This window comes from [Micrococcus luteus] ATCC 49442, from assembly GCF_010367585.1.
GTDB classification, from domain to species: domain Bacteria; phylum Actinomycetota; class Actinomycetes; order Actinomycetales; family Micrococcaceae; genus Arthrobacter; species Arthrobacter luteus_A.
The window spans coordinates 211735-235336 of the sequence record NZ_JAAAXP010000002.1; the positions used below are offsets into that span (position 1 = coordinate 211735).

Genomic DNA, 23602 nt, shown 5'->3' on the forward strand with positions numbered 1-23602 from the left:
GGAACGTCCAAGAACGACCGGCCCATCCGCGCCCTCGTCATCATGCAGGACGAACGATGAAGCCGGGCGGGATCAGCCAAGCTACCCTCGCGTCAACCGTGACCGCCGACAGCGATCACTGTTTGACCGGCACCTCCCGCGGCTCGTTCGGTGAGGGCTTCCGGTACCTGGTCGAACGGGTACACCGCGGTGACGGGCGGATCGATCTGCTTCGCCGCGAGCATCGCCGTGAGGCTATCCACTGTGGCGGCTTTCTCGTCGTCGTTGCGGAACGAGGACATGACGCCGATTGCGGAGTAATCGCGCATGAGGAGCTCTTGTGCGTCGATGCGGGCCGGCGTGCCGCTTGCAAAGCCGACGATGAGGAATCGTGCGCCTCGCGCCAGCGTCTTCGTCGCGGCGGCTGCGGCTGATCCGCCGACGGTGTCGTAGACGACGTCGACTCCGCGACCGTTCGTGATGCGGCGGATCTCCTCGGTCGCGTCGGCGCCCCCGATGTCGAGGATGTGGTCCGCGCCCTGCTCCCGGCTGAAGCGGGCCTTCGCCTCAGAGCGCGCTGTCGCGATGACGGTCGCGCCCATCGCCTTCCCGATCTGGATCGCTGCCGACCCGGTGCGCCCGGCGCCGCCGAGGACCAGCAGCGTCTCGCCGGGCTGCAGCGCGGCACGTTGCTGGAGGCCGATGTGCGCGACATGGAAGGATCCGGGGAAGCCCGCCGCTTGCTCGTCGCTCAGTCCGTCGATGACCGGCATCGCGCTCCACCCGGGGACGAGTGTGTACTCGGCGAACCCGCCGATGCCGATATCGGCGCGACTGTTGCCGATGATTCGTGCTCCGACCGGGTGCGGGAACCCCGCACCCGCGGCGTCGACGATGCCGACCACTTCCTGTCCCGGGGACACGGGCGGCTCGGGCACGAAGGGGTAGTCGCCGTGCACCATCATGAGGTCGGGGAGCGCGAGGCTTGCGGCGAGGACACGCACGCGTGCCTCTCCTGGCCCCGGCTCGGGAAGTTCCACGTCCTCGAGGCGGAGGACGTCCGCCACCTCCCCGAACCGCGCTGCCTGCCATCGTCTCATCGTTCGTTCTCCGTTCTTGTTGTTAGGTGCTCGCACCGCACGAGCATGCTCTCGGGTCGTTGAAGAGCGGGAGGTCGTCCCGCGGCTGGTTCAGCCATGGTCGACTCGCTGGCGCCTCGGCGCGAAGAAGGAGACGATCAGGCTGCAGAGCGCGATGACGGCACCCGCTGTGAAGGCCGCTTGCCCACCTGCTGCCACCGCAGCGGGGGTGTCACCTGGCGAGTTGAGGGTGAAGACGCTGACGAGGATCGCGAGACCGGCGGCGCCGGCGAGCTGATGCATGGTGTTCAGCGCGGCGCTGCCGTGTGCGTGGAGGTCATCGGGCAGCGAATCGAGCGCGAGGGTGAACAGTGCCACCCAGCTCAGGCATTGCCCGATGGTGAGGATCAAGAAGGTCGCGAGGACCACCCAGACGGGCGTCGTCTGATCGAACGTCCGCATCGCGGCCCACCCGGCCACGACGATTACGGCACCGCTGAGCATGAGGGCTCGAGCACCCAGACGGTTGTAAAGCTTGCCGACCAGAAGCGAGGTGAGGATGATGACGATGCCACCGGGAGCCATGAACAGGCCGGTCTCGAACACGCCGAGGCCGAGCGCGTTCTGCAGGACGAGCGGGAGCAGCACGGCGAGGCCGAATGAGTTCGATACGAGGAAGACGAACTGCAGGATCGAGACGCTGAAGCCTCGGCGCGTGAATATGCGCATATCCATCATCGGGGTGCCGTCGTTCTGCAGCCGCCTCTGGCGCACCACAAACGCACCTACGCCAAGAATTCCGAGCGGAACAGCGATCCAGAAGGATGCCGGGATCTCCCCGTGCGCTCCCTCGCCGGCCGCGCTGAGCCCGAACACGACCGCACCGAAGCCGATCGCGGCGAGCACCAGTGACAACAGGTCGAAGGGGGCGCGCTTGGGCTCGTTCAACGAGGGGATCTTCAGGGCGCCGAAGATGAGTCCGAGAATGGCGAGCGGCAGCACGGTGATGAACAGCCAGCGCCAGTCCAGCTGCGCCATGACAAACCCGGCGAACGCCGGTGCGACTGCGGGGGCGAGGGAGACGACCGCTGTGATTGTGGCCATCATCTGCGCGCGCTTGGCGGGCGCGACCATCCCGAACGTGGTGGTCATCAGCAGCGGCAGAAGCACCGCAGTGCCGAGCGCCTGCACGACGCGGGCGGTGAGCAGCACCTCGAAGGTGGGCGCTGCAGCAGCGATGGCCGTTCCTATGCTGAACAGCGACATGCTCACGACGAAGACAGAGCGAATCCGGAATCGCCGCAGGAGGTAGCCGGTCGTGGGGATGATGACGGCCAACGTCAGGGCATACCCGGTGGTCAGCCATTGCGCTGTGCTCGCGGTGACGCCGAAATCGGTCATGATCGTCGGGAGGGCGACGCCCATAACGAGCTCGGACACGAGGGCGAAGAACGTGGAAGCGGCCAGTACGACGATCGTCGTCAACTGGCTGGCGGTCAGCTTCTCGGGCGCCGCGGTAGCGACGGGTGCGGTGGTGGTCATGATGTCCCGGATCTCTCTCAGAAGATGGCGCGCGTCAGGGCGAGCTGTCGCTCGGGATCGGGTTCTTTACCGTCCGCCTCGATGCGCTCCAGGTAAACCTTCATCATCAGATCACGCCGCAACGCGGAGCGGTCCCGCTGGGCGCGAGCCAGCGCGGCAGGAAGCTCGTCCGCAGTGAGGTCGTTCGTGTACACGGGGCTGCCAGGCTGCTGGCGCCAGGAGTCCGCGATCACGCCTGCGTCGAACGCATCAAACCCGGTCTCCTCGACCAGGCGCATCCCGATGGCGCGCTGAGTGTCGTCATCCGCGGCGATCGGCAGTGCGATCCGGGTCGCCAGGTCCTTCGAGTACGCCTTGTCACGGAAGGACGCGGTGGTGATCGTGTTCCACGCCTTCACGATCGGACGCCCGTACTGCTGCTGAACCCACTCGCTTTCCACCTGCCCGTCCTCGACTGCCTCGATCCGACCGTCACGGAGCGGGAAGTAGTTCGAGGTGTCGATGATGACCGCATCCGCTGGCGCTGTCGCCACCAGATCGGCCACATCTGGCAGCTGGCCGAAGTTGACCGAGACAATCACCACATCAGCGTTCCTCGTGGCATCAGCCGCCCACACCGCCTTCGCACCGGTGCTGAGCGCGGACGCCTCCACCGTCTCCGGTGCGCGCGAGTTAGCGATCGACACGTCGTGTCCTGACCGGGCGAGTCGCTCAGCGAGGATCCGTCCGATGTTGCCTGCTCCGATAATGCCAATCTTCATACTCGATCCTTCGCGTCGTGAGAGAGTAGAGAGAGCAAGGAGACTCTCTCCGCTTAACACTACACGGAGATTGTCTCCACATCACGACAGGAGCTTTCTGCTATGACTGTGACCCCCCGAACTCGCGCCCCGCGATCCGACGCTCGGCGTAATCGACAGCACATCCTGGACGTCGCGCGCAGGCACTTCGCCGAGCATGGCGTTACCGGCTCTCTCGACGCCATTGCCAAGGAGGCAGGAGTGGGTCCCGGCACCCTCTACCGCCACTTCCCTTCGAGAGACGCGCTCCTGGCGGCACTTCTCAGTGCTCGAGACGAAGAGATCGGCGTCCGCAGAGAAGCCATCACCAGCAGTGCAGACGATGCAGGTGACGCACTCGGGCGCTGGCTCGACGCACTAATCGAATGGGCTGGAGCATACAACGGCCTCCCTGAACCTCTCCGCGCCGCGCTGGGAGAGATCACTTCACCCCTGACCTCCACCTGTGAGGGATACGTCATCGTCACCGATGAGTTTCTCTCTCGCGCACAGAACGAAGGGCATGCACGTCGCGATGTCCGCGGCCGAGACCTCTTCCTCATGGCTCTTGCCGTTAGTTGGGCGCGTGGAGCCGCGGTGGCCGACCGCACCTCCGCCGCCGCTATGCTCGACATCCTCCAAGCCGGGTGGGCGACGAAAGGCACAGCCTGACCACGCGGCGAATCATGTCTCAGGTTCCGCCTTTGATCACAAACGACCGTTTGGGGCTCGTTGCCGGAATCCAAGTCGGTCACAATGTCGGAGGGACGTCTGGACCATTGGTGGGGGAGTGAGCCTAGCGGGCAGACTTGAAGTGTGCTGCGGCCGAGCCTGTCCAGCTTCCACACGACGACCTCGTCCCCTCCGCTGAGGCGATCGATCATCTTGTCCAGCTCGGGGCGGCTGGTTCGCGTGCCCGGATTCCATGGTCTCGATAGATACGTTCGCACGCCGTGGCCTACAGGTCCCGGATTGGCAGGGCGGTGTCCTCCTCGGCCGAGCTCAAAGGGCGTGTCCGAGGCGCCTCGTACGATGTCCCTCCCGAATTGTCTTATCAAAGGGCATTTTCCCTTGTTTCTGGGAAGAGTAGGTTGAGACACATTACTGGGACAGTGGGGGAGCGCGAAAACCCGGGTACCAAGGGGTTCTCGTAGCGTCAGCGGGACCGGGCGACTGGGTGGGCAGAGTCCTGTCAAAGGATCCGTTGATGAGACCATTTTGTGTCGGCGAGACTGCTGCGACCAGACCCAAAGCGTAAAGTGGGATAGGCCGGCGACGGGCCGAGCCCACAGGCGGACCCGCGCGCGCCTCAGCTCAAACAGCCCGCCGCCCGGCCTGAAGCTCCTGTTAGTAGCCGTTGAACATGGTGCAGGGGGCATTCGCCCTTGGGGCAGGTTTGGGTTGTTCCAGATTCTTTTCCCGGCTGTACTTCCGAAGGTTCCCGTGCGCTGTCGGATTAAGAACCCAGCACCTTGAGAAGCTCGAACAGGAACTGGCAGCAGCAGATCCAGATCTTGCCCGAGAACTCGCCGGACTTACCCCGTAGCAGGGCAACATCCGGAACCTTGTACCGGGATTGATTGCGGTGCTGCTCTCGGATCTGTCCTGACCTGTCATTCGGCGGCTCGCCTAACCGCCGGCTGCCCTGTCTACTGGTCAAGGCCGCCCGGCCCTGCTCAAGATTTGTCCGGCCTGCCCATACAATTCAAGGCGAGTACGTGCGAGAACAATGAACGCTGCACGGCAATGGGACCGTAGGCCTGGCTCTAACAGCCGTGCGCAAGAGCGCCCCGCTGCCCGCGGATCGAGAGTGGGAACAATGGCAGCCAACAACAACGCCAATCTGGTGTGGAGCATCGCGAACATTCTGCGGGGCACTTACAAACCCGCCCAGTACGGCTCCGTGATCCTCCCTTTCACTATCTTCCGACGCCTGGACTGTGTCCTTGAAAAGACGAAGGACGCTGTACTTCAGGAAGCAGAGGCCAAGAAGGACCTCAACATCCCGCTGGACACCTTCCTGCAGAAAGCATCGGGCCACAGCTTTTTCAACACCTCTAAATTCGACTTCGCCAAGCTCCTCGATGACCCCACCAACATCAAGGCCAACGTCCTCAACTACATCCAGGGCTTCTCTGAGAACACCCGCGACATCTTCGAGCGCTTCGAGTTCTACAAAACACTCGAAAAACTGGACAGCGCCGACCTGCTCTACCACGTCACCAAGGACTTCGCGGCGATCGACCTCCACCCGGAGACGATCAGCAACATCGAGATGGGCCTCATGTTCGAGGAGCTCATCCGCCGCTTCGCCGAAGCCTCCAACGAAACCGCCGGTGAGCACTTCACTCCGCGCGAGGTCATCCAGCTCATGGTCCAGCTCCTGCTGAACTACGACGACGACGTCCTCACTAAGGAGGGCATCGTCCGGTCCATCTACGACCCCACCGCCGGCACGGGCGGCATGCTCACTGTCGCCCAAGAACACCTTCACGGCCTGAACCCCAGCGCCTCCCTGGTCGCTTACGGCCAGGAAATCAACGACGAGTCCTACGCCATCTGCAAGTCGGACCTTCTCATCAAGGGCCAGGACATCTCCAAGATCTCCGTTGGCGACACCCTCGCCAACGATCAGAACATCGGCCAGCAGTTCGACTTCATGCTCTCCAATCCACCGTTCGGCGTGGAATGGAAGAAGATCCAGCCGCAGATCCAGAAGGAGCACGAACTTCACGGCTTCGACGGCCGCTTCGGCCCCGGCCTGCCCCGGGTCAGCGACGGCTCGCTGCTGTTCCTCCTGCATTTGGTCCGAAAGATGCGCCCGGCGCCTGACGGCGGATCCCGCATCGGCATCGTCCTGAACGGCTCGCCGCTGTTTACGGGAGGCGCGGGCTCGGGCGAGTCAGAGATCCGGAAGTACTTGGTCGAGAACGACTTTGTGGAGGCCATCATCGCGCTGCCCACGGACATGTTCTACAACACCGGTATCGCTACCTATGTCTGGATCCTCTCGAACAGCAAGAAGCAGAAACACCCGGAGCGCGTCGGCAAAATCCAACTCATCAACGGCGTCGACTTCTTCCAAAAGATGCGCAAGAGCCTTGGCTCGAAGCGCAAGGAACTTGGCGCCAAGGACATCGCGAGCATCGTCAAGCTCTATGGGGCATTCCAGGACGACGGCGAGACATCCAAGATCTTCCACAACCAGGATTTCGGCTACTCCACCATCGCAGTTGAGCGGCCGCTAAAACTTAACTTTGCCTGCACTCCAGAGCGCATCGACGCCGTGATGGCGCAGAAGCCGGTGGAAAAGCTGTCTGATGACGCCCGGCAGCTTCTGGAGAAGACCCTGATGCGAGTGGGCGAAGGCGACTCCAAGCTCTGGAAGAACCGCGAAGCGTTCCTCAAGGTCCTCAAGTCGGCGCTGGCAAGTGCGGACCTAAAGCTTGGGGCTCCGGTCCTGAAGGCTGTCCTGGCCGGCCTTTCCGAACGCGACGAATCGGCAGACGTTTGCAAAGGACCGAGGGGAACGCCCGAGGCTGACACAGACCTTCGTGACACCGAAAACGTGCCGCTTGGTGTGGACATACAGGACTACTTCGCACAGGAAGTCCTCCCCTATGTCCCCGATGCCTGGATCGACGAATCTAAGACAAAGGTCGGCTACGAAATCCCCTTCACGCGGCACTTTTACAAGTACGTCGCACCGCGTTCTCTTGACGAAATAGATACCGACCTCAACAGGCTCATTGCAGAAATTAGTGCACTTCTCGTTGAGGTTGAAAAGTGACCAGACTCAAGACGTACGCCCACTATAAGGAGTCCGGAATCGAGTGGGTGGGGCGGATCCCGGCGGACTGGGAGACGCGTCCGCTCTTCGCCGTGGTACGTGAAAATGTTGCTTCCAACAGGGCTGGTGCTGAAGACAACCTGTTATCTCTCAGTTATGGACGAATCGTACGTAAAGACATTGGGGGCACTGACGGGCTTTTACCAGCTTCCTTCGATACCTACCAGATCATCAACCGTAACGACCTCGTCCTCCGTCTAACGGATCTTCAGAACGATAAGCGGAGTCTTCGTTCCGCCATCTCGCCGGAACGCGGAATCATCACATCCGCCTACTTGGCGGTGACACCAACACATATAAGGCCCGGCTTCTTGAGTTATCTCCTGAGAGCTTACGACCTGCAAAAGGTGTTCTACGCAATGGGCGGTGGTCTGCGCCAGTCCATGAAGTTCTCTGACATGAAGTGGCTTCCGGTAGTTCTTCCTCCGGAGCCATTACAGGAAAAAATCACAGAGTATCTCGACCAAGAAACAGCCCAGATCGATGATCTCATCGTCAAACAGCAGCAGCTCATCGAACTGCTAAGCGAGGAACGACAGGCCCTCATCACGCACGCGGTAACCCGAGGTTTAGACCCCGCTGTCTCCACAAAGCCGACAGGGATCCCTTGGTTCGGCGACATACCAGCCCACTGGACCGCCAGCCGCCTGAAATTTGCCGTCAGACGCATCCAGCAGGGGGTTAGTCCTCAAGCGGATGGAGTCCCGGCCAGCTCCGGCTCCTGGGGCGTCCTCAAGTCTGGATGCGTGAACGGTGGAGTCTTCAAGGAGAATGAGAACAAGCAGCTTCCAGGCGACTTCGTAATCGACCCGGCCATCGTAGTTAAAGTCGGAGACCTGCTGGTCTCGCGCGCATGCGGATCGCCGAAACTCGTTGGTTCCGCCGCACGAGTCAGAAGCTTGGATTCGAATTTGATTCTCTCCGACAAGACGTTCCGGTTTACGTTAGAGCCAGACATGGACGACGACTTCCTCGAATGGTTTCTCAACTCTCACCCGTACCGGGAGCAGGTTGAAGGCAGCATTAGCGGAGCCGATGGGCTCGCGAATAACATCTCAACGACCGCTCTCAAGAACATTCAGCTTCCCCGTCCACCGAAAACTGAACAAGCTAGAATCGCCCGAGAACTTCGTCTAAAGACCGATGTGCTAGCCCGGCTGGATAGTGCGGCACGAAAGACAATCAATCTCCTGCATGAACGACGCGGGGCCCTCATCTCTGCCGCCGTTACGGGCAAAGTAGTCGTTGGCCTTTAGTCGAGACCGAAAGGCCATCCACCTGCACTAATAGGATTCCAGAAGCAGGTAACACACCACATCCTTGTGCAGCCCGGCGCAAGCAATTTTTGGGGGAGAGCAAACCATATGGCGCAGCACAAAGAAGTGATATTTGAGGAAGAGATGTGTCAGGCCCTGGCAGCCGCGGGTTGGATTTACGAGCCTCACCGTAAATCCAATGAGCTGTACGACGCCACTCGCGCGCTCATCCCGGAAGACGTCTTCGCCTGGCTCGCCGACACCCAGCCGGAGCAACTGACAAAGGTACTGAAATCAAAAGAATCTCCTGGCGAGCAGGAAACCGCCAAACGGCTTTTGCTTGACCGGCTCTGCAAGGTTCTAGACAAGCCTGCGACCAAGGAAGCGGGCATGTTGTCCGTCCTGCGCGCAGGGTTCAAGGACGTTGCGGCAAAGTTCGAGATGTGTCAGTTCAAGCCCGCCATGGGTCTGAATCCCGAAACTCTGGAACGGTACGGCAAAGTGCGCCTGCGCGTCCTCCGCCAGGTGCACTACTCCACGGTCGACACCAAGAAGAGCATCGACCTGGTCTTGTTCGTCAACGGCTTGCCGGTCGCGACGATAGAGCTTAAGACGGATTTTACGCAGAACATCAACGACGCCGTCGAACAGTACCGCAGGGACCGGCTGCCACGGAACGGTAAGAACAAGGACGAGCCGCTGCTGTCCTTTGGCCGGCGTGCCTTGGTGCACTTTGCTGTCAGCAATGACGAAATCCAGATGACCACGGAGCTCAAGGGCAAAGAAACCTACTTCTTGCCGTTCAACCTCGGTAACGATGGCCACGCGGGAAACCCGGTCAACCCCACGGGGTCGGCAACCAGCTATCTTTGGGAGCAGGTGCTCCAGCGCGACTCGTGGCTGAACATCATCGGCAAGTTCCTGCACCTTCAGATCAGCGACAAGACCAACCCGGTCACGGGAGAGCGAGAAGTCCGCAAGTCACTGCTTTTCCCTCGCTACCATCAGTGGGACGTCGTCAACCAGCTCATCGAGGCCGCACGAGCTGAGGGGCCCGGGCACCGCTACCTCGTTCAGCACTCTGCCGGTTCCGGAAAGACCAACTCCATTGCCTGGACCGCGCACCAGCTCAGCGCCCTGCATAACGCTCATGATCAGAAGATTTTTGACTCCGTGATCGTCGTGACGGACCGGACCGTCCTGGACTCCCAGCTGCAGGACGCGATTTACCAGATTGAGCACAAGTCCGGTGTCGTTGTCCCAATCCGTGGCAATGCCGGCTCGAAGTCTGCCGAGCTCACCGCGGCGCTGGTCGCACGGACACCAATCATCATCGTCACTATCCAAACCTTCCCGTTTGCATTGAAAGCGATCGCCGAATCCCAAGCGTTGAAGGGCCGCAACTTCGCAATAATCGCGGACGAAGCACACTCCTCGCAGACCGGCTCCACCGCCAACAAACTCAAGAAGGTGCTTTCCGCAGAGGAGCTAGCGGACGTCAACGACGGCGGCGAGTTCGACATTGAGGCCTTCCTGGCCGCCGAAATGGCCGAGCGTGCGGACGCCAAAAACATTAGCTACTTCGCCTTCACCGCCACACCAAAAGCCAAAACCCTGGAGCTGTTCGGCCGCCAGGGCCCGTACGGGCCGCCACAGCCCTTCCATTTGTATTCCATGCAGCAGGCCATCGAGGAGCGTTTCATCCTGGACGTGTTGCAGAACTACACCAGCTACAAGGTGGCCTACCAGCTCACGCACGAGGGTCGAGACTACGACTCGGACGATACCCAGGTGGAAAAGTCAGAGGCACTGAAGTCTCTGATGAAGTGGGTGAAACTACACCCGTACAACATCAGCCAGAAGGTCCAGGTGATCGTGGAGCACTTCCGCGAGAACGTCTCCTGGCGACTGGCCGGCAAAGCCAAAGCCATGGTTGTTACCGGTTCCCGGAAGGAAGCCGTGCGGTACAAAATCGCTATCGACAAGTACATCAGCGACGCCGGCTACACCGGATTGGGAACGATGGTCGCTTTCTCGGGCGAAGTAACCGATGACGAGTCCGGACCCGAACAGTTCACTGAACTGAATATGAATCCGAGCCTGAAAGGCCGGACACTCGCTGAGGCGTTCTCCACCGACGAGTACAAGATCATGCTGGTCGCTAACAAGTTCCAGACTGGCTTTGATCAGCCGCTTCTGGTTGCTATGTATGTGGACAAGAAGCTCTCGGGCGTCTCAGCGGTCCAGACGCTGTCCCGGCTGAACCGGACGGCCATCGGCAAGGACCAGACGTTCGTGCTGGACTTCGTTAACGAGCCGGCCGAGATACTCGCTTCGTTCCAGCCGTACTTCCGTGAGGCTGCGCTAGAAGATGTTTCCAATCCAAATGTGGTGCACGACCTACAGGCCAAGCTCGACGCCGCCCAGATCTATTTGGAGTCTGAGGTGGACGGGCTCGTGAAGTCATACGTGTTGGAGGCCGGAAACAACGCACTGTCCAGCTGGGTAGCCCCCGCGAAATCTCGCTTCAACACCCGTTACAACGAAGCCGTCGCCGGCGCTGACAAGGCCGCCCAGGACGAGCTGGACCTGTTCAGGAAAGATCTCGGCTCCTTCGTCCGCGCCTACGACTTCCTCTCCCAGATCTACGACTACGCCGACAGCGATCTGGAAAAGCGCGCGATCTACTACAAGCACCTCTTGCCGGTGCTCCGGGTAAACGATGCCAAAGTTGCGCTAGACCTCTCTGGCGTTGTGCTGGCTAAGTACGCGCTGAAGGACAAGGGCGAAGCGCAACTCCAGCTTTCCGGCGAAGGCGAGCTGCTGAAGCCGCTGACGGACCCGGGAACCGGCCAGGCAAAGGATCCCGTTCTTGTTACCTGGGAGGAGGTTATCCAGCAGGCAAACCTTCCTTTCGAAGGTGAGGAACTCGACGCCGTAGCCCACTTCGTTGAGGGCGTCCGCCGGGAGCTCGTGAAGAACGAGACGTTGCAAAAGCAAGCCCAGAACAACTCCCGCAGCCACTTCGGCAGCAGCCCTCATCTGGAGAAGGCAGTCAGTGACGCCGTTACCAACTCCATGGACAGCCACTACAACCTGAGTCTCCAAGCTCTGGGAGATAAGACCAAGATGCAGGCCTTGCTCAAAATGCTAAGCGAGTTAGTTTACGAGGAGTTGCAGGGGTAGGACGGACGGCACTGGCCGGACACCTCGGAATTTAAGTGCCTGTCTGGAAGTCGCGGCCGGAGTAGGCCGTCCCGGCCGCGACTTCCACCACGAGCGTGAGCGTCACTCCGACCCTGCACCTTTGACCGCTGCCAGCCGCGGAGGCTGCCGGGCTACCCGGCCCCGCAGCTAGCAGGCCACGGCCGCGGAAACCGGACGCACTGATCCATGGGTGATTCGCGTTGACTGACAACAGAAGAATGCCCCGCACCTGATCTGAACAGGTCGAGGCATCCTTCCATTGATAATTCTACCGAATACCCGCCGGCTTACGGGCGTACCAGTGGCCCTAGAATCGGGAGCGGTAGCTTCGAGCGGACAGAATATGAGGAGTCGACTTGTGATACCTAAAGGTCTAGGTCTCGGACTGCCGGCACGCGTCAAGCCGCGAACCCAGAAAGCTAAGGCATGACATCTTATTGGCGACCAGACGCGCCCGCGAACCTCGTAGAACTCGCTGTCGGGAAGTGCCTCATTGCGGAGATGGACCAAGATCGCTGGACTACTCTCGCGCAGCTTACGGGCACAAAAGACCAAATTTACACGCATCCCCGGCTGCTCCGAGCGCTGCGCTTCGGTGACGATGACTACGACGGACATGTCTACGACATGGTTCCCATAATCCTTGGTGCTGAGGTGACCTGGGGCGAGCCACATTCGTCTCAGGACGTTCAGACACGCTTTCCAAGGCTCGCAATGGTCACCGACTTCCTCGACCTGCCAGCATGGCTAGCCCTCAACGAGTCCGACCTCTACGAGAGGTTGTTTTCTGACGATGGCAATGAAGCAACTCTGCCGGACGGAACGGTACTGTCCGAGGCCGAAGCGATCGCTGTGCGTTTAGGTGTCGCAGAGATGCGAAGGCAAGTCGAACGTATTAGACGCGACTATGCCAGCGACCCGGAAGCGGCGATCGGCCAAGCCAAGGAGTTGATCGAGAGTACCTGCAAAACGATTCTCGATATCACAGGTGACAGTGACGAAAAACATGACGTCCCCGCCCTGGTGAAACAGACTCTCCTGCACCTTGGGCTGGACCCGAGCCAAGTTGTCTCAGGTCCAGATGAACGGGCTGCAAAACGCCTTCTTGGCGGGGTTGCAAGCATCCTGACCGGCGCTGCCGAGCTGCGAAACGCACGCGGAACCGGTCACGGCCGCAGCGGGGCCGATCTCGTTAATGCATCTGTCGCTCGGATGGCTGTCGGCGTCGTGCTGCCAGCGGTGATCTTTCTCATTGAGAGTTGGGAAGCTCTTGCGGCGATGCCGTCCGAGCCGCCCCTGGCCGACAGCGGACCCGTGATTGCCACAAGAGTCGGCGGGACGATCCGACACGAAACATATGGAGAGGGACAAGTCCTGAATTCCGAAGCCACCCGCCATGGAACAGTCGTAAGCGTCGACTTCGGTCCAAGGATTGGAAAACGCCGCGTCCTGATCCATTGAAAGTGATGAATCGTTTAAGGGCGGGCGCACCGGCGAGGATGAGTGGGACCAGCGACAACCTTCTCCCCGGGGCCAAATAGGGTTGACATCTTCATCGGCCCTTCTCCGGCAGAATGGGCTGCATGTGCGGCAGATACGTGATGTCCAAGGCCACGGGGGACCTTCTGAGCCACTTTGAGGCGAAGGAGGTGGAGGGGAGCTTGCCGCCGCCGAGCTGGAATGTGGCGCCGACCCAGAGTGTGCCCATTGTTGCTGAGCGTTTGAATGAGGGCACAATTGACCGGCATCTCCTCATTGCCCGTTGGGGTCTGGTCCCGTCCTGGGCAAAGGACGTCAAGATCGGCTCCAAGCTGATCAACGCCCGCAGCGAGTCAATCCTGGAGAAGCCATCCTTCCGGAAGGCTGCCGTGAAGCGCCGGGCAATCGTGCCGGCCGAGGGCTACTACGAGTGGCAGAAGACCGAGGATGGGAAGAAGATCCCAAACTACCTGTACTCGGAGAAGGAGCCCTTGTTGGGCTTCGCCGGCCTGTACGAGTGGTGGGCTGACCCGTCCTTGCCGGAGGATGACCCGGAAAGATGGCTGCTGAGCTGCACCCTGCTTACTACGACGACGCAGGACGCGCTGGGTCATGTCCATGACCGTTCCCCGGTCATCATCCCGAGGGACCGGTTCGCGGAATGGTTGGACCCGGATCTTACTGACAAGGACGACATCCAGCACTTGCTGGACTCTTTGCCGGAAACGACCCTGACACCTCGGATTGTCAGCCCTCGGGTCAACAGCGTGCGCAACAATGGCCCGGAGCTCATCGAGCCGGCCGAGCCTGCGGCCAAATAGACTCATGCGGTGATACTCACCGGCACTATTACCAACCCGGATGGCAGCTACAACCACATCGAGGCCGAAGGCGACACCTACGAAGAAGCGCGGGAAAACCTCTACGCGCTTCTGGAGGAGGGGCAAAACCTCATAGTGATCCGCACGGACCGCTAACCCGCGTCAAGCCGGTCCGGCAGGACGACGTCGGCTGGGGATAGCTCCGGCCGAGCCCTGAGTATGCGCAAGGTGTGGCGGAAGGACCTCCCGGACCATGCGGTGTCGGCGGAGACCTCAACCACCATGGGTTCCACGAGTGTCAGGGCCACGGGTTCCTTGTCCCGGTTGAACCTGTCCAGGGCCGTACCTTTCACGATGGCCGGCCAAGGATGCTGATCCTTCGGTGGCTGCAGCCATCGCGCCAGTTCCCGGCTTTCCCTCGTCTTTAGTGGTGTGGACCGCCCGACGATTCGCAGCTCGCCGTCCAGGATCAGGCCGGCGACGACTTCTGAAGGTTGGGTGATCGGCCCGATCACAGCACCGCAGATGATGTCCAATGTTTCTCTGTGCTTGAGCTTCAACCAGGAACGGACGCCGGGCGTGTATGGCTGGTTGAGGCTTTTAATGACCAGCCCCTCGATCCCGGTATGCGGCAGCTCTTCGAGCCACTGCTCCGCTACCTCGCGGTCGGTGGTGGTGGGGGAGAGGGACAACGGCGGTTCCCAGCCCGTGGCGAGTTCTTCCAGGAGCGCCCGCCGGCCGCTCAGAGGCAGGTCCCTTGCGTCGTGCCCGGCCACGGCCAGGACATCAAAGGCAACGTAGTTGGCAGGCGCTGCCGTGACCAGCCCTGGCACGGTTTTTGGTCCTGCCCCCAGGCGCTGCTGCAGGGCGTCGAAGTTCAGCCGGCCCTGGCTCCAGATCACGGCTTCGCCGTCGATCACGCATCCCGGTGGGACGGCCGCAGCGACCGCTGAGCAGAGTTCAGGGAAGTACCCCGAAAGTTCCTTCCCTTGCCGGGACCACAGTGTGGCGCCGTGGTCATCCCTGACTGCAACACATCTATACCCATCCCACTTGGGCTCAAACAGCAGAATTCCGTGTGATGCGTCACCGGGTGGCATCTTGGCGATAGAGCGGGCCAGCGCGACTTTCACCGGCGGGGCGAGCCCAGCCGGCAGCCCGGCTATGTGGTCCATGGCCCTACGCTACGCAGGACCTTGCTTAGCTGTCAGTGATGGCCTCCAGCACCCACTGTTCAGCGAGGGGTTCGCGGCGCAGTTCAAAGGTCCGCAGCTGCGAGTCCGAGCCGCCGAGACGAACCTGAACACGCCAGTGTTCAATATCGACGACGTTCCCGACGCCTACGGGGACGCTGCGGCGGGTCTCCCACCAGGAGTCCCTGGTGAACCAGTGGACAGGTTCTTCGGTGACGGCCCAGATGCGTCCGTCGTAGCGGACGGCCAGGGGAGTGCCGGCCTTAGTGAAGCGGACGTCCACCGGGGCGTTGAGGGTGGGGGCTTCCGGGGTGATGGTCATGTGCTTGGTGTCTTCCTGGGTGGTGCAGAGGTTTGGCTAGGAGGCTTTGACGAGGGGGAGTTCGTCCCAGTGGGTGGTGTATCGGGGGGAGAGCATGTCCCGTTTCATGGTCCAGTCCGGTCCGCCGCGGATCCCGCCGTGGCCCAGGCCGATGGACCCGCGGCCGTACCGGCGGGTGACGTCCTCCAGCAGGGTTCCGATGTGCCGCTCCTCGTGGGGGTTCTCGAACAGTGACAGCGGGGCCTGGTTGCCGCTGGGGCGCAGGTCGGTGACCATGATTCCCGCCCTGGCGTACCGGACGCCTTCGACAACCCGGGGCAGCAGGGCGTGGCCGGCTTTGGTCAGGATCACCGGATCAGCGGTGGGCATCGGCAACGGCACGCACACCGACGGGTACGAGGTGTCTTTGGGGTTGAAATGCGAGGTTCCGGCGAACGCGGTCAGGACCTTGGCCTGCAGCGCGTGTTTAGCCAGCCGCGCCGAGGCCTGCTGCCCATACACACTCATCACCTGCCGAATCCCAGCGGCGGTAGTGATGGGTTTGGCGAACGAGCGGGAGAAGATCAACTGGTCCCGCCCGATCCGTTCCTCTTCCATGGGGATACAGGGGGTTCCCTGCAGTTCCAGGACGGTACGCATCATCACGACGTTGAACTTGTCCCGAATCGCGACCGGATCGGCCCGGACCAAGTCAGCGATGGTGAAGATGCCCATCACGTTCAACCGCCTGGTCAGCCGACCGGCGATGCCCCACACCTCGTCTACCGACAGCCGGTCCAGCAGTGCCTCCCGCTCCGATGCGGGGACGGAGTCCCAGTGGCACACCCCCGCAAAGGCCTTGTTGTTCTTCGCCCACTTATTGGCCAGCTTTGCCAGGGTCTTCGTCGGTGCGATCCCGACGCAGACCGGCACGCCGACGTTCCGCCGGACGGCCGCTTTCATCGCCCGGCCCATTGCTAAAAGCTCTGCAGGGGAGCCTTTGACGCCGAGGAAGGCCTCGTCGATGCTGTAGACCTCCAGCCAGGCCGAGTACCGGCCCAGCAGCTCCATCACGCGGGAGCTGATATCGCCATACAATTCGTAGTTGCTGGAAAGTGCGATCAGGCCCCATTCCTTCGCCCGCGGGGCGAGCTTGAACCAGGGATCTCCCATGCCGATGCCCAAGGCCTTGGCCTCGGGGGAGCGGGTGACAGCGCAGCCGTCGTTGTTGGACAGCACGATGACGGGTTTTCCTTCCAGCGAAGGGTTGAACGCCCGTTCGGCGGAGGCGTAGAAGCAGTTCACATCTACGTGAGCGATCTGCGGCATATGCCGCATCAATGCTGGCTTAGACATAATGCAAGCACCGGACGGCCGTCCCCCAAATGCTGAGATCGGCCAGCGCCGGGACTTCGATATCGGGGTAGGCCGGGTTCTCTGCCTGGAGGATCACCCCTGTCGGGGTGATCCGCAGCCGCTTGATCGTTAGCTCACCGTCCAGGACCGCGACGACCACGGAGCCGTCGCGCGGCTCCAGGGCCCGGTCCACGATCAGCTCGTCGCCGTCGCTGATCCCGGCCCCTTCCATCGACTCCCCGGACACCCGCACCACGTAGGTGCTGGTGACGTCCTTGATCAGGTGCGCGTTCAGGTCGATCCGGCCATCGAAGTAGTCCTGTGCCGGCGACGGAAACCCCGCAGCGACCGGCACCGGAGAAACCAGCACCGACAAGAACGAAACGCCCGCATCTATCACACGGGGACCGACAATCACGCTCACGACTCGCCTTTATTCGAATATTTGTTCGATAGCTTTCAGTGTAGACCGTGGCTACGACAGAGCAAGAAAGACCACCCAATTGCATCCGATGCAGGATGCAGCCCGTCGTTGCCTGGGTGGGTGGGGGCCGCTGCCCACAGCCGGGGGACAATTCCGTCCGGGTTATCCACCGCTACGACTGCCGAAGGGAGCTTCCCCATGGCTCCCGAAAATCCAGCCGTGGATAACCCGAATTGCCCCCAACCGTGGACAGGACCGGCGCCGAGTGCCGTTCACCAAAGTCGGACAGACGGCGGGCACTCCGCGGCTGGGCGGCGGGCTCGCACTGGTTTCCGCTGCGCTTCAACCAGATGATGGGCGTCCGCTGGCGCGGCCGGCTGTTGGGTCCAGGGTGTGCCGTCGCAGAGCTCCGGACCCCCTGAACCTGGTGTGTCTACGACGTTTTTTGGCTGCTGTCCTTCGGATTGTACGTGCCCGCTCCGGCCCCTCTAGCCCCTCCTTCGTCGGGGCCTGCGGCCCGGAAATTCTTCTCCGGCGCTCGTTCCTCGCTGATTTCCTCCGAAGATTTTCCGTGCCTTGCCCTGCGGGTAGACGGGACTCCACGGGCACAGCTCCGCAAGCTTCGCCAGCAGCCAAAAAACAACGGGGGGGAGAGGGGAGCTGGCCGGTCACCTTTGGTCGCCCCACCCACCCAACTTCTCGGCAAGAAGGAGCAACACTATGAACGCAGTATCGAAGAAGACGGTGACCTTGGAGGACACCGGGGAGATCATCGAGGGCGTGACCGTACTGGGCGATTACCACCTGAACGGCGGCCACGAATGGATGGAACTCATCGAAGAACACGGCTGGGCCGTGCTCTCCAGCTGGGGCCACGACGGCTGGGACCTGGGCCAATGGCCCTACGTCATGGTCGCCGCCACGCGGACCGCTGACAGCATCGGCAACCTGTTCGGTGTCGCCACCTATTGCGAGGGTGACGTGACCTGCACCTTCTACCGGACCAAGGCCCGGCAGTGGGACGCGATCAGCGAGCACGCCTTCACCTACTGGAAGAACGGGCAGGCACACGGCCCGGACGACCTGCCCGAAGCCGCCGCGGAACTTCCAAGCCGGTATCGGATGCCCTACGCGGTCCACGCCGCCTAACCACCCAAATCCCTTGCCGGGCGGAAATCCGCCCGGCAAGGCCCCGGTCCCACACAAAGGAACAGCCATGAACGAGCCAAACCGCACCACGGAAAACACGGCGCAGACCGTTGTTTTCCTCGAAACCCTTGCCGCCCTCGTGGAAAAGTCCCCCGAGTCCTACAGCGCGGACGCCTCCAAAGACCTCGCCGCGCACATCCGCGGCATGGCAGAAGCCGTCACCACGGACGGTCGCGTTGACCCCGCACTTCTGGACACCACCCGCCAGTACGCTGCGCTGGACTGGCACAACGAGCTAGTAGCCGTCCTCTTCGCGCCACAGCACAGGCCAAAAATGCACTAGCCCCACCCCGGCAACCCAAGAGCACCCACTTACTCAGGCGAGTAGGTGGGTGCTCTTCTTTGTGCCCCCAGGGACCTTGCCGAAGTGCTGGCGGTCCGCCGCAGGTGGCCGGCCTGGGAGTGTGGTCGCCGGCGGCGGACCGCCGTTCCCGCCCAAGACCCGCAAAGAGCACCTGATGCCGGGCGGCAAGCCTTTCAGAAGGCCGACATGGACGCATCCGGGGAGCTGGAGGGAAGTGCATGCTCGCGGGGCTCGCACTGGTTTCCGCTGCGCTTCAACCAGATGATGGGCGTCCGCTGGCGCGGCCGGCTGTTGGGTCCAGGGCGTGCCGTCGCAGAGCTCCGGACCCCCTGAACCTGGTCTGTCTACGACGTTTTTTGGCTGCTGTCCTTCGGATTGTACGTGCCCGCTCCGGCCCCTCTAGCCCCTCCTTCGTCGGGGCCTGCGGCCCGGAAATTCTTCTCCGGCGCTCCTTCGTCGCTGATTTCCTCCGAAGATTTTCCGTGCCTTGCCCTGCGGGTAGACGGGACTCCACGGGCACAGCTCCGCAAGCTTCGCCAGCAGCCAAAAAACAACGGGGGGAGAGGGGAGCTGGCCGGTCACCATTGGTCGCCCCACCCACCCAACTTCTCGGCAAGAAGGAGCAACACCATGAACGACTTCATCAAATTCACCGGCCCGGCCGACGTCCTGGCCTTCATCCCGCACACGCTCGGCTTTGCCCCGCAGGAATCCTTCGTCGCGATCACCATGCAGGGAAACAAGATCGGCGCCACGCTTCGCGTCGACGCCCCGTTCGGGCTGGAACCGGCGAACTTCGCCCAGACCACCGTCAGCTACCTGACCGCCGACGAAGCGGCCACCGGCAGCCTGCTGGTCATCTACACCGACGAGAACACGCCAGGAAAACCGCAACCCTACTCGGACCACGTAGAAGCGCTGCGCACCGAACTGGAAACCGCGGGGATGCCCCTGCAAGACGCATGGCTGGTGACCTCCGCGCTGTGGCGAAACTACCACTGCACGGACACCAGCTGCTGCCCGAACCAGACGCTGGATGCCATCACCACCAGCAACGGCAACGCCGCCCTGATCTACCGGGGGAGCGCCGTCCACGGATTCACTGCACCGGCACCCTTCGCCGGGGATGAGACCGCCCGCGACGCCATTGCCGCGCACAAGCCTGACGGGTGGCCCGAGGACTTGGAAGCCTGCCGCGCCGCATGGGCCAAGGTGCTCGACGATCCCAAGAGCTTGACCACCCAGACCGCGCACGAGCTGGCAGGAGCTTTGCAGCACCCGACCATCCGGGACTACATGATGGGGGACATCATCACCCACGCCCCCGATCAGTTCACTTCCGTCATGCTGGGCGTCTTCCTCACCCGCCCGGACTGGGCCCGGGTGGACACCGCCCAGGAAGTCGCCTTCGAGCTGATGAAGGCAACGCCCGAAGGGCAGCGCGCCCCGATGCTGTGCCTGATCGGCTGGCTGGAATGGCTCAAAGGAAAGTCCAGCTTCGCCGCCCGGTACTTCAAACTCGCACTGGACGACGTCGCCGAATACCGGCTGGCCGAACTACTGGCTGAACTGGTCAACCGTGGCCTGCTGGCAGACTGCACACGAGACCCGAAAAAGGCCTACAACCGCCAGCTGAGCCGCTAACGGACAGGCCGGGCCCCACCCAGGGGTCCGGCCTTCCCCCTCGAAGCTTTCCCAGGTGCGCGGCGGCCTCCCCCGCTAGCGCTCCCCCGGCCGCGATAACGCTGCCGCGGGCGCCTTCCAGCCAGCCGCAGAAACTGCCACTACTGTGAGGACACGAAGCAGAACCACAGCGAGGCGAAACGAGGCGTGGCCGACGAGATTACGCATGACCGGGACGACGCCGTCGCCCCCGACACCCGAGCCCCATCAGACTTCCTGGGCATTACTGCGCCTGCTCACCGCCAGCCTAACCAGCCCCATGGAGCTTTCGGCTCGACGAGCCGTAACCGAGTCAGCGCTGACGCTGCACCCCAGATTCCGCTTTTGCCGGGGAAAACCATGAAGAGGCCGGCACTCAACGTGCCGGCCCTTCGCGCACCGCCCTGCAGAGATAGAGCGCCACAGCGCCACGGCCGCGAGACTGTTCAGGAAGGCGATAAGAGGTCGCCGGCAGCAGGCCGCCAACAACAACATCCACAGCCACCAGCACCACCGATCCGGGCGGCCGCGATGCCGCAAAGCGAGGACCCGGAGTGCCCGCGGCGACTTCATTGCGCTGCCGCGCCCAGCCTCACTGCCGCGGCCCGAATATGGAGCTGGATCGCTCATGCCCCCACCCTACTCAGGGAAGTGCATGCTCGCGGGGCTCGCACTGGTTTCCGCTGTGCTTCAACCAGATGATGGGCGTCCGCTGGCGCGGCCGGCTGTTGGGTCCAGGGCGTGCCGTCGCAGAGCTCCGGACCCCCTGAACCTGGTGTGTCTACGACGTTTTTTGGCTGCTGTCCTTCGGATTGTACGTGCCCGCTCCGGCCCCTCTAGCCCCTCCTTCGTCGGGGCCTGCGGCCCGGAAATTCTTCTCCGGCGCTCGTTCCTCGCTGATTTCCTCCGAAGATTTTCCGTGCCTTGCCCTGCGGGTAGACGGGACTCCACGGGCACAGCTCCGCAAGCTTCGCCAGCAGCCAAAAAACAACGGGGGGAGAGGGGGGGCTGGCCGGTCACCTTTGGTCGCCCCACCCACCCAACTTCTCGGCAAGAAGGAGCAACACCACATGAACGCAACACCCACGCTTGAAATGCTCGACCCGGCCACCCTGACCGTGGACATCAACGTCCGCAAGGACGCCGCCCTGACCGCTGACTTCGTCGCCAGCATCAAGGAACACGGCGTGATGGAACCGGTGATCGCCCACCGCAAGGACGACGGCACGGCGCACGTCCTGATGGGCCAGCGCCGCACCCGCGCGGCCGTCGAAGCCGAACGGCCCCTCATTCCAGTCCGCCACTCATCAGATCGCCCGGGAAGCCAGGGCGCATCGTGACGCAGGTCGTGGAAAACATCCAGCGCGCCAGCTTGACCGAAGCGGACGAGGCCGATGCCTACCACCAGCTGTCCCTGATCGGCTCTCGGCGGCCGCGATCGCCAAGAAGACCGGCCGGACCAAAGGACAGGTCGAAAACGCGCTCAAAAACCAAGGCATCCACCACCGGGACCAAGGCCCTCGAGAGCGGCTACACCTGGACATGGCCTTGGTGATGACCGAGGTTCGAGGAGCCAGGACGCCATCGAGAAACTCGAATCATGATCAGGACGAGCCGCAATTGCTGACCACATCGCCCAGAAGCTCCGGGACGGCCGGGAATCAAGGCCCAGCTTGCTGCGCTGATCGAGAACTTATCGCCCAGGGAAGGCCATCGTTGAAGATGCGGGGCACTACACCGACGAGGAGAACCCTGTATGTCTCAGCGGCCAAGCGGGCCGACGGGGAACCGGCCACCGACGAGGACGCCAACGCCTACGTGATCAGCACCAACTACCGGGGTGAACACCGGGCCGAGCCTGTCATCTGCGACTGGAAGGAACTGGGCTTCGCCCCAAAGTACGAACGCTACAACGGCGGCGGGACGCAGGCCCAAAAGGCCCGATGACCGAGGAACAAAAGGCCGAGCGGAAAACCCTGATCGCCAACAACAAGGCCATGGAATCAGCGACCAAGGTCCGCCGCGAGTTCGTCAAAACCCTGCTGGCCCGCAAGCAGGCCCCCAAGGGCTGGCAGTACTTCACCGTCCATGCCATCCCCCACCACTCCGAAACCGCCAGCGGCTACGACGGGAAGGTCGCCGCTGAAATGGTCGGTGCCAAGGTCGAAGAATCCAGCCGGTGGGGATGGAACCGCTCCGGGACCACGTCATGAAAACCGAAGGCACGGCCCGTTCTCACTGATCGCGCTGGTCTGCGCAAGAGTGTCAGACCATCGCCAGGACTCGCGTGGCGGTCCCCAGTAAACGCACACCAGGTTCACCACTGAACCAGCCGCGTGGGATACCCCATCGAAGTCGAAAGCATCATCCTCGACGACCAGAAGCCAGCCGAGGACGACGCACGCGCAAATACCTTTGCCGGGCGGAAACCCGCCCGGCAGACCCCGACCCTCACCACCAAGGGCCGGAACCGCCCTCTGAAGTCGGGCGATCCGCCGCCCAGGGCAGACCACAGCAACCAATCGCTAGCGGCGGACCGCCGATCAACGCACCCTTTCCCACGCACCACCCAGGTGCCGCGCTACCCCGGGGACAACGACGCACCTAGGCAAGCTGCAGGCACCCCCGCCAACATTCAGCTAGGCTGAATCCGTAGATTTCCTTTGCCGAGGAGAACGCAGAAGGGCCGGCTCGTTGAGCCGGCCCTTCTTGTGTCCCCAGGACAACTGAGTGCCAGGGGTGTAGCTAATCAATCAGCCCGGAACATTCCGGGGATCGTTACCGTAACTGTTCTTGGAACCGATCTGGCCGTCCTGGTTCTTGATCACGTGCTCGACCTTGTCCGCCTGGGCAGCTTCCCGGCCGGCGGCTTCCGCTTCGGCCTTGGTGCCGTAGCCGGCACCGAACGCGCGGTCAGTACCCTCGCGCTTGTTCTTCCACTGGCCGTCCTCGTAGTACGTCTCAATGTCACCCTGAGCCATTGCATACTCCCTCTGCCGTTCCGGATACTGACACCCGCTGCAAAGCGCGGGTAGCGAAAAGCCCCGCAACACGATGAAGTGGCGGGGCCTCCCTGGCAACCACTCCGCCTGATGGGGGCCAGGCGGAGAAGCTGACACCAACCTAATAGAAAGCATGCTTACTGTTCAAGTTGCCGCGCC

General features: G+C 62.2%; 21 protein-coding genes and 1 pseudogene. 13 read left to right on the forward strand and 9 right to left on the reverse strand.

The features are described 5' to 3' along the window. Positions 1-92 precede the first annotated feature (92 nt). The 3 genes from GUV69_RS22720 to GUV69_RS22730 form a co-directional block, all read right to left on the reverse strand. Positions 93-1079: an NADPH:quinone oxidoreductase family protein gene (locus GUV69_RS22720; protein ID WP_164206934.1), complete on the reverse strand. Its 987-nt coding sequence runs from the start codon at positions 1077-1079 to the stop codon at positions 93-95. Between the two features lie 90 nt (positions 1080-1169). Beyond that, a complete protein-coding gene (locus GUV69_RS22725) occupies positions 1170-2600 on the reverse strand; it encodes a DHA2 family efflux MFS transporter permease subunit (protein ID WP_164206936.1) in 1431 nt (476 codons plus the stop codon). Positions 2601-2617: 17 nt separating this feature from the next. After that, positions 2618-3421 (reverse strand): NADPH-dependent F420 reductase, encoded by an 804-nt coding sequence (locus tag GUV69_RS22730; protein WP_280113780.1) that lies wholly within the window; start codon positions 3419-3421, stop codon positions 2618-2620. A gap of 42 nt (positions 3422-3463) precedes the next feature. Here GUV69_RS22730 and GUV69_RS22735 point away from each other — a divergent pair, with 42 nt between their 5' ends. Next, positions 3464-4051, forward strand: coding sequence for a TetR/AcrR family transcriptional regulator (locus GUV69_RS22735; protein WP_164206938.1), 588 nt, complete (start codon positions 3464-3466; stop codon positions 4049-4051). A gap of 185 nt (positions 4052-4236) precedes the next feature. Here the strand turns inward: GUV69_RS22735 and GUV69_RS23555 are convergent. After that, a pseudogene (locus GUV69_RS23555) lies at positions 4237-4758 on the reverse strand (hypothetical protein); the annotation flags it as partial. 440 nt (positions 4759-5198) lie between these two features. Here GUV69_RS23555 and GUV69_RS22745 point away from each other — a divergent pair. The 6 genes from GUV69_RS22745 to GUV69_RS22770 all read left to right on the forward strand — a co-directional run bounded on the left by GUV69_RS22745 (position 5199) and on the right by GUV69_RS22770 (position 14148). Next, a complete protein-coding gene (locus GUV69_RS22745) occupies positions 5199-7169 on the forward strand; it encodes a type I restriction-modification system subunit M (RefSeq protein ID WP_164206940.1) in 1971 nt (656 codons plus the stop codon). Next, positions 7166-8485, forward strand: a complete 1320-nt coding sequence (locus tag GUV69_RS22750) for a restriction endonuclease subunit S domain-containing protein (RefSeq protein WP_164206942.1) — start codon at positions 7166-7168, stop codon at positions 8483-8485. The genes GUV69_RS22745 and GUV69_RS22750 overlap by 4 nt, the downstream gene beginning before the upstream one ends. A 108-nt stretch (positions 8486-8593) precedes the next feature. Next, positions 8594-11671: a type I restriction endonuclease subunit R gene (locus GUV69_RS22755; RefSeq protein ID WP_164206944.1), complete on the forward strand. Its 3078-nt coding sequence runs from the start codon at positions 8594-8596 to the stop codon at positions 11669-11671. A gap of 447 nt (positions 11672-12118) precedes the next feature. Further along, positions 12119-13153 (forward strand): abortive infection family protein, encoded by a 1035-nt coding sequence (locus GUV69_RS22760; protein ID WP_167525127.1) that lies wholly within the window; start codon positions 12119-12121, stop codon positions 13151-13153. 122 nt (positions 13154-13275) lie between these two features. Continuing rightward, complete coding sequence (locus GUV69_RS22765; protein WP_164206949.1) at positions 13276-13992, forward strand: SOS response-associated peptidase; 717 nt, start codon at positions 13276-13278, stop codon at positions 13990-13992. Between the two features lie 9 nt (positions 13993-14001). Next, positions 14002-14148 (forward strand): hypothetical protein, encoded by a 147-nt coding sequence (locus tag GUV69_RS22770; protein WP_156400164.1) that lies wholly within the window; start codon positions 14002-14004, stop codon positions 14146-14148. Here the strand turns inward: GUV69_RS22770 and GUV69_RS22775 are convergent. The 4 genes from GUV69_RS22775 to GUV69_RS22790 are packed head-to-tail and all read right to left on the reverse strand — an operon-like array spanning position 14145 to position 17266. Further along, positions 14145-15167: an ATP-dependent DNA ligase gene (locus GUV69_RS22775; protein WP_164206951.1), complete on the reverse strand. Its 1023-nt coding sequence runs from the start codon at positions 15165-15167 to the stop codon at positions 14145-14147. The two genes, GUV69_RS22770 and GUV69_RS22775, sit on opposite strands and share 4 nt — an antisense overlap. Positions 15168-15192: 25 nt before the next feature. Continuing rightward, on the reverse strand, positions 15193-15507 hold the full coding sequence (locus GUV69_RS22780; RefSeq protein ID WP_164206953.1) for a hypothetical protein: 315 nt from the start codon (positions 15505-15507) through the stop codon (positions 15193-15195). Positions 15508-15543: 36 nt separating this feature from the next. Further along, positions 15544-16824, reverse strand: a complete 1281-nt coding sequence (locus GUV69_RS22785; protein ID WP_244292985.1) for a Y-family DNA polymerase — start codon at positions 16822-16824, stop codon at positions 15544-15546. Between the two features lie 10 nt (positions 16825-16834). Then, on the reverse strand, positions 16835-17266 hold the full coding sequence (locus GUV69_RS22790) for a LexA family protein (protein WP_164206957.1): 432 nt from the start codon (positions 17264-17266) through the stop codon (positions 16835-16837). Between the two features lie 720 nt (positions 17267-17986). Between GUV69_RS22790 and GUV69_RS22795 the strand changes: the two genes are divergently transcribed. The 6 genes from GUV69_RS22795 to GUV69_RS23400 all read left to right on the forward strand — a co-directional run bounded on the left by GUV69_RS22795 (position 17987) and on the right by GUV69_RS23400 (position 22654). Beyond that, a complete protein-coding gene (locus GUV69_RS22795; protein ID WP_164206959.1) occupies positions 17987-18415 on the forward strand; it encodes a hypothetical protein in 429 nt (142 codons plus the stop codon). 67 nt (positions 18416-18482) lie between these two features. Continuing rightward, positions 18483-18758, forward strand: coding sequence for a hypothetical protein (locus GUV69_RS22800; protein ID WP_164206961.1), 276 nt, complete (start codon positions 18483-18485; stop codon positions 18756-18758). A gap of 651 nt (positions 18759-19409) precedes the next feature. Continuing rightward, positions 19410-20423, forward strand: a complete 1014-nt coding sequence (locus GUV69_RS22805) for a DUF4192 domain-containing protein (RefSeq protein ID WP_164206963.1) — start codon at positions 19410-19412, stop codon at positions 20421-20423. 1088 nt (positions 20424-21511) lie between these two features. After that, on the forward strand, positions 21512-21781 hold the full coding sequence (locus GUV69_RS23390; protein ID WP_244292975.1) for a ParB/RepB/Spo0J family partition protein: 270 nt from the start codon (positions 21512-21514) through the stop codon (positions 21779-21781). Positions 21782-22163: 382 nt separating this feature from the next. Beyond that, positions 22164-22388: a hypothetical protein gene (locus GUV69_RS23395; RefSeq protein WP_244292977.1), complete on the forward strand. Its 225-nt coding sequence runs from the start codon at positions 22164-22166 to the stop codon at positions 22386-22388. Then, a complete protein-coding gene (locus tag GUV69_RS23400) occupies positions 22385-22654 on the forward strand; it encodes a hypothetical protein (protein ID WP_244292979.1) in 270 nt (89 codons plus the stop codon). The genes GUV69_RS23395 and GUV69_RS23400 overlap by 4 nt, the downstream gene beginning before the upstream one ends. A 540-nt stretch (positions 22655-23194) precedes the next feature. Here GUV69_RS23400 and GUV69_RS22815 read toward each other — a convergent pair. Further along, entirely contained in the window at positions 23195-23422 is a 228-nt protein-coding gene (locus tag GUV69_RS22815; protein ID WP_164206970.1) for a DUF2188 domain-containing protein, read from the reverse strand. Positions 23423-23602 lie beyond the last annotated feature (180 nt).

Coding starts and splice junctions, on each gene's coding strand:
- GUV69_RS22735 (WP_164206938.1), top strand. CDS start 3,464: ATGACTGTGACCCCCCGAACTCGCGCCCCGCGATCCGACGCTCGGCGT.
- GUV69_RS22760 (WP_167525127.1), top strand. CDS start 12,119: ATGACATCTTATTGGCGACCAGACGCGCCCGCGAACCTCGTAGAACTC.
- GUV69_RS22745 (WP_164206940.1), top strand. CDS start 5,199: ATGGCAGCCAACAACAACGCCAATCTGGTGTGGAGCATCGCGAACATT.
- GUV69_RS22775 (WP_164206951.1), bottom strand. CDS start 15,167: ATGGACCACATAGCCGGGCTGCCGGCTGGGCTCGCCCCGCCGGTGAAA.
- GUV69_RS22795 (WP_164206959.1), top strand. CDS start 17,987: ATGAACGCAGTATCGAAGAAGACGGTGACCTTGGAGGACACCGGGGAG.
- GUV69_RS22815 (WP_164206970.1), bottom strand. CDS start 23,422: ATGGCTCAGGGTGACATTGAGACGTACTACGAGGACGGCCAGTGGAAG.
- GUV69_RS22780 (WP_164206953.1), bottom strand. CDS start 15,507: ATGACCATCACCCCGGAAGCCCCCACCCTCAACGCCCCGGTGGACGTC.
- GUV69_RS23395 (WP_244292977.1), top strand. CDS start 22,164: ATGCGGGGCACTACACCGACGAGGAGAACCCTGTATGTCTCAGCGGCC.
- GUV69_RS23400 (WP_244292979.1), top strand. CDS start 22,385: ATGACCGAGGAACAAAAGGCCGAGCGGAAAACCCTGATCGCCAACAAC.
- GUV69_RS22765 (WP_164206949.1), top strand. CDS start 13,276: ATGTGCGGCAGATACGTGATGTCCAAGGCCACGGGGGACCTTCTGAGC.
- GUV69_RS22785 (WP_244292985.1), bottom strand. CDS start 16,824: ATGCGGCATATGCCGCAGATCGCTCACGTAGATGTGAACTGCTTCTAC.
- GUV69_RS22720 (WP_164206934.1), bottom strand. CDS start 1,079: ATGAGACGATGGCAGGCAGCGCGGTTCGGGGAGGTGGCGGACGTCCTC.
- GUV69_RS22725 (WP_164206936.1), bottom strand. CDS start 2,600: ATGACCACCACCGCACCCGTCGCTACCGCGGCGCCCGAGAAGCTGACC.
- GUV69_RS23390 (WP_244292975.1), top strand. CDS start 21,512: ATGAACGCAACACCCACGCTTGAAATGCTCGACCCGGCCACCCTGACC.
- GUV69_RS22800 (WP_164206961.1), top strand. CDS start 18,483: ATGAACGAGCCAAACCGCACCACGGAAAACACGGCGCAGACCGTTGTT.
- GUV69_RS22805 (WP_164206963.1), top strand. CDS start 19,410: ATGAACGACTTCATCAAATTCACCGGCCCGGCCGACGTCCTGGCCTTC.
- GUV69_RS22755 (WP_164206944.1), top strand. CDS start 8,594: ATGGCGCAGCACAAAGAAGTGATATTTGAGGAAGAGATGTGTCAGGCC.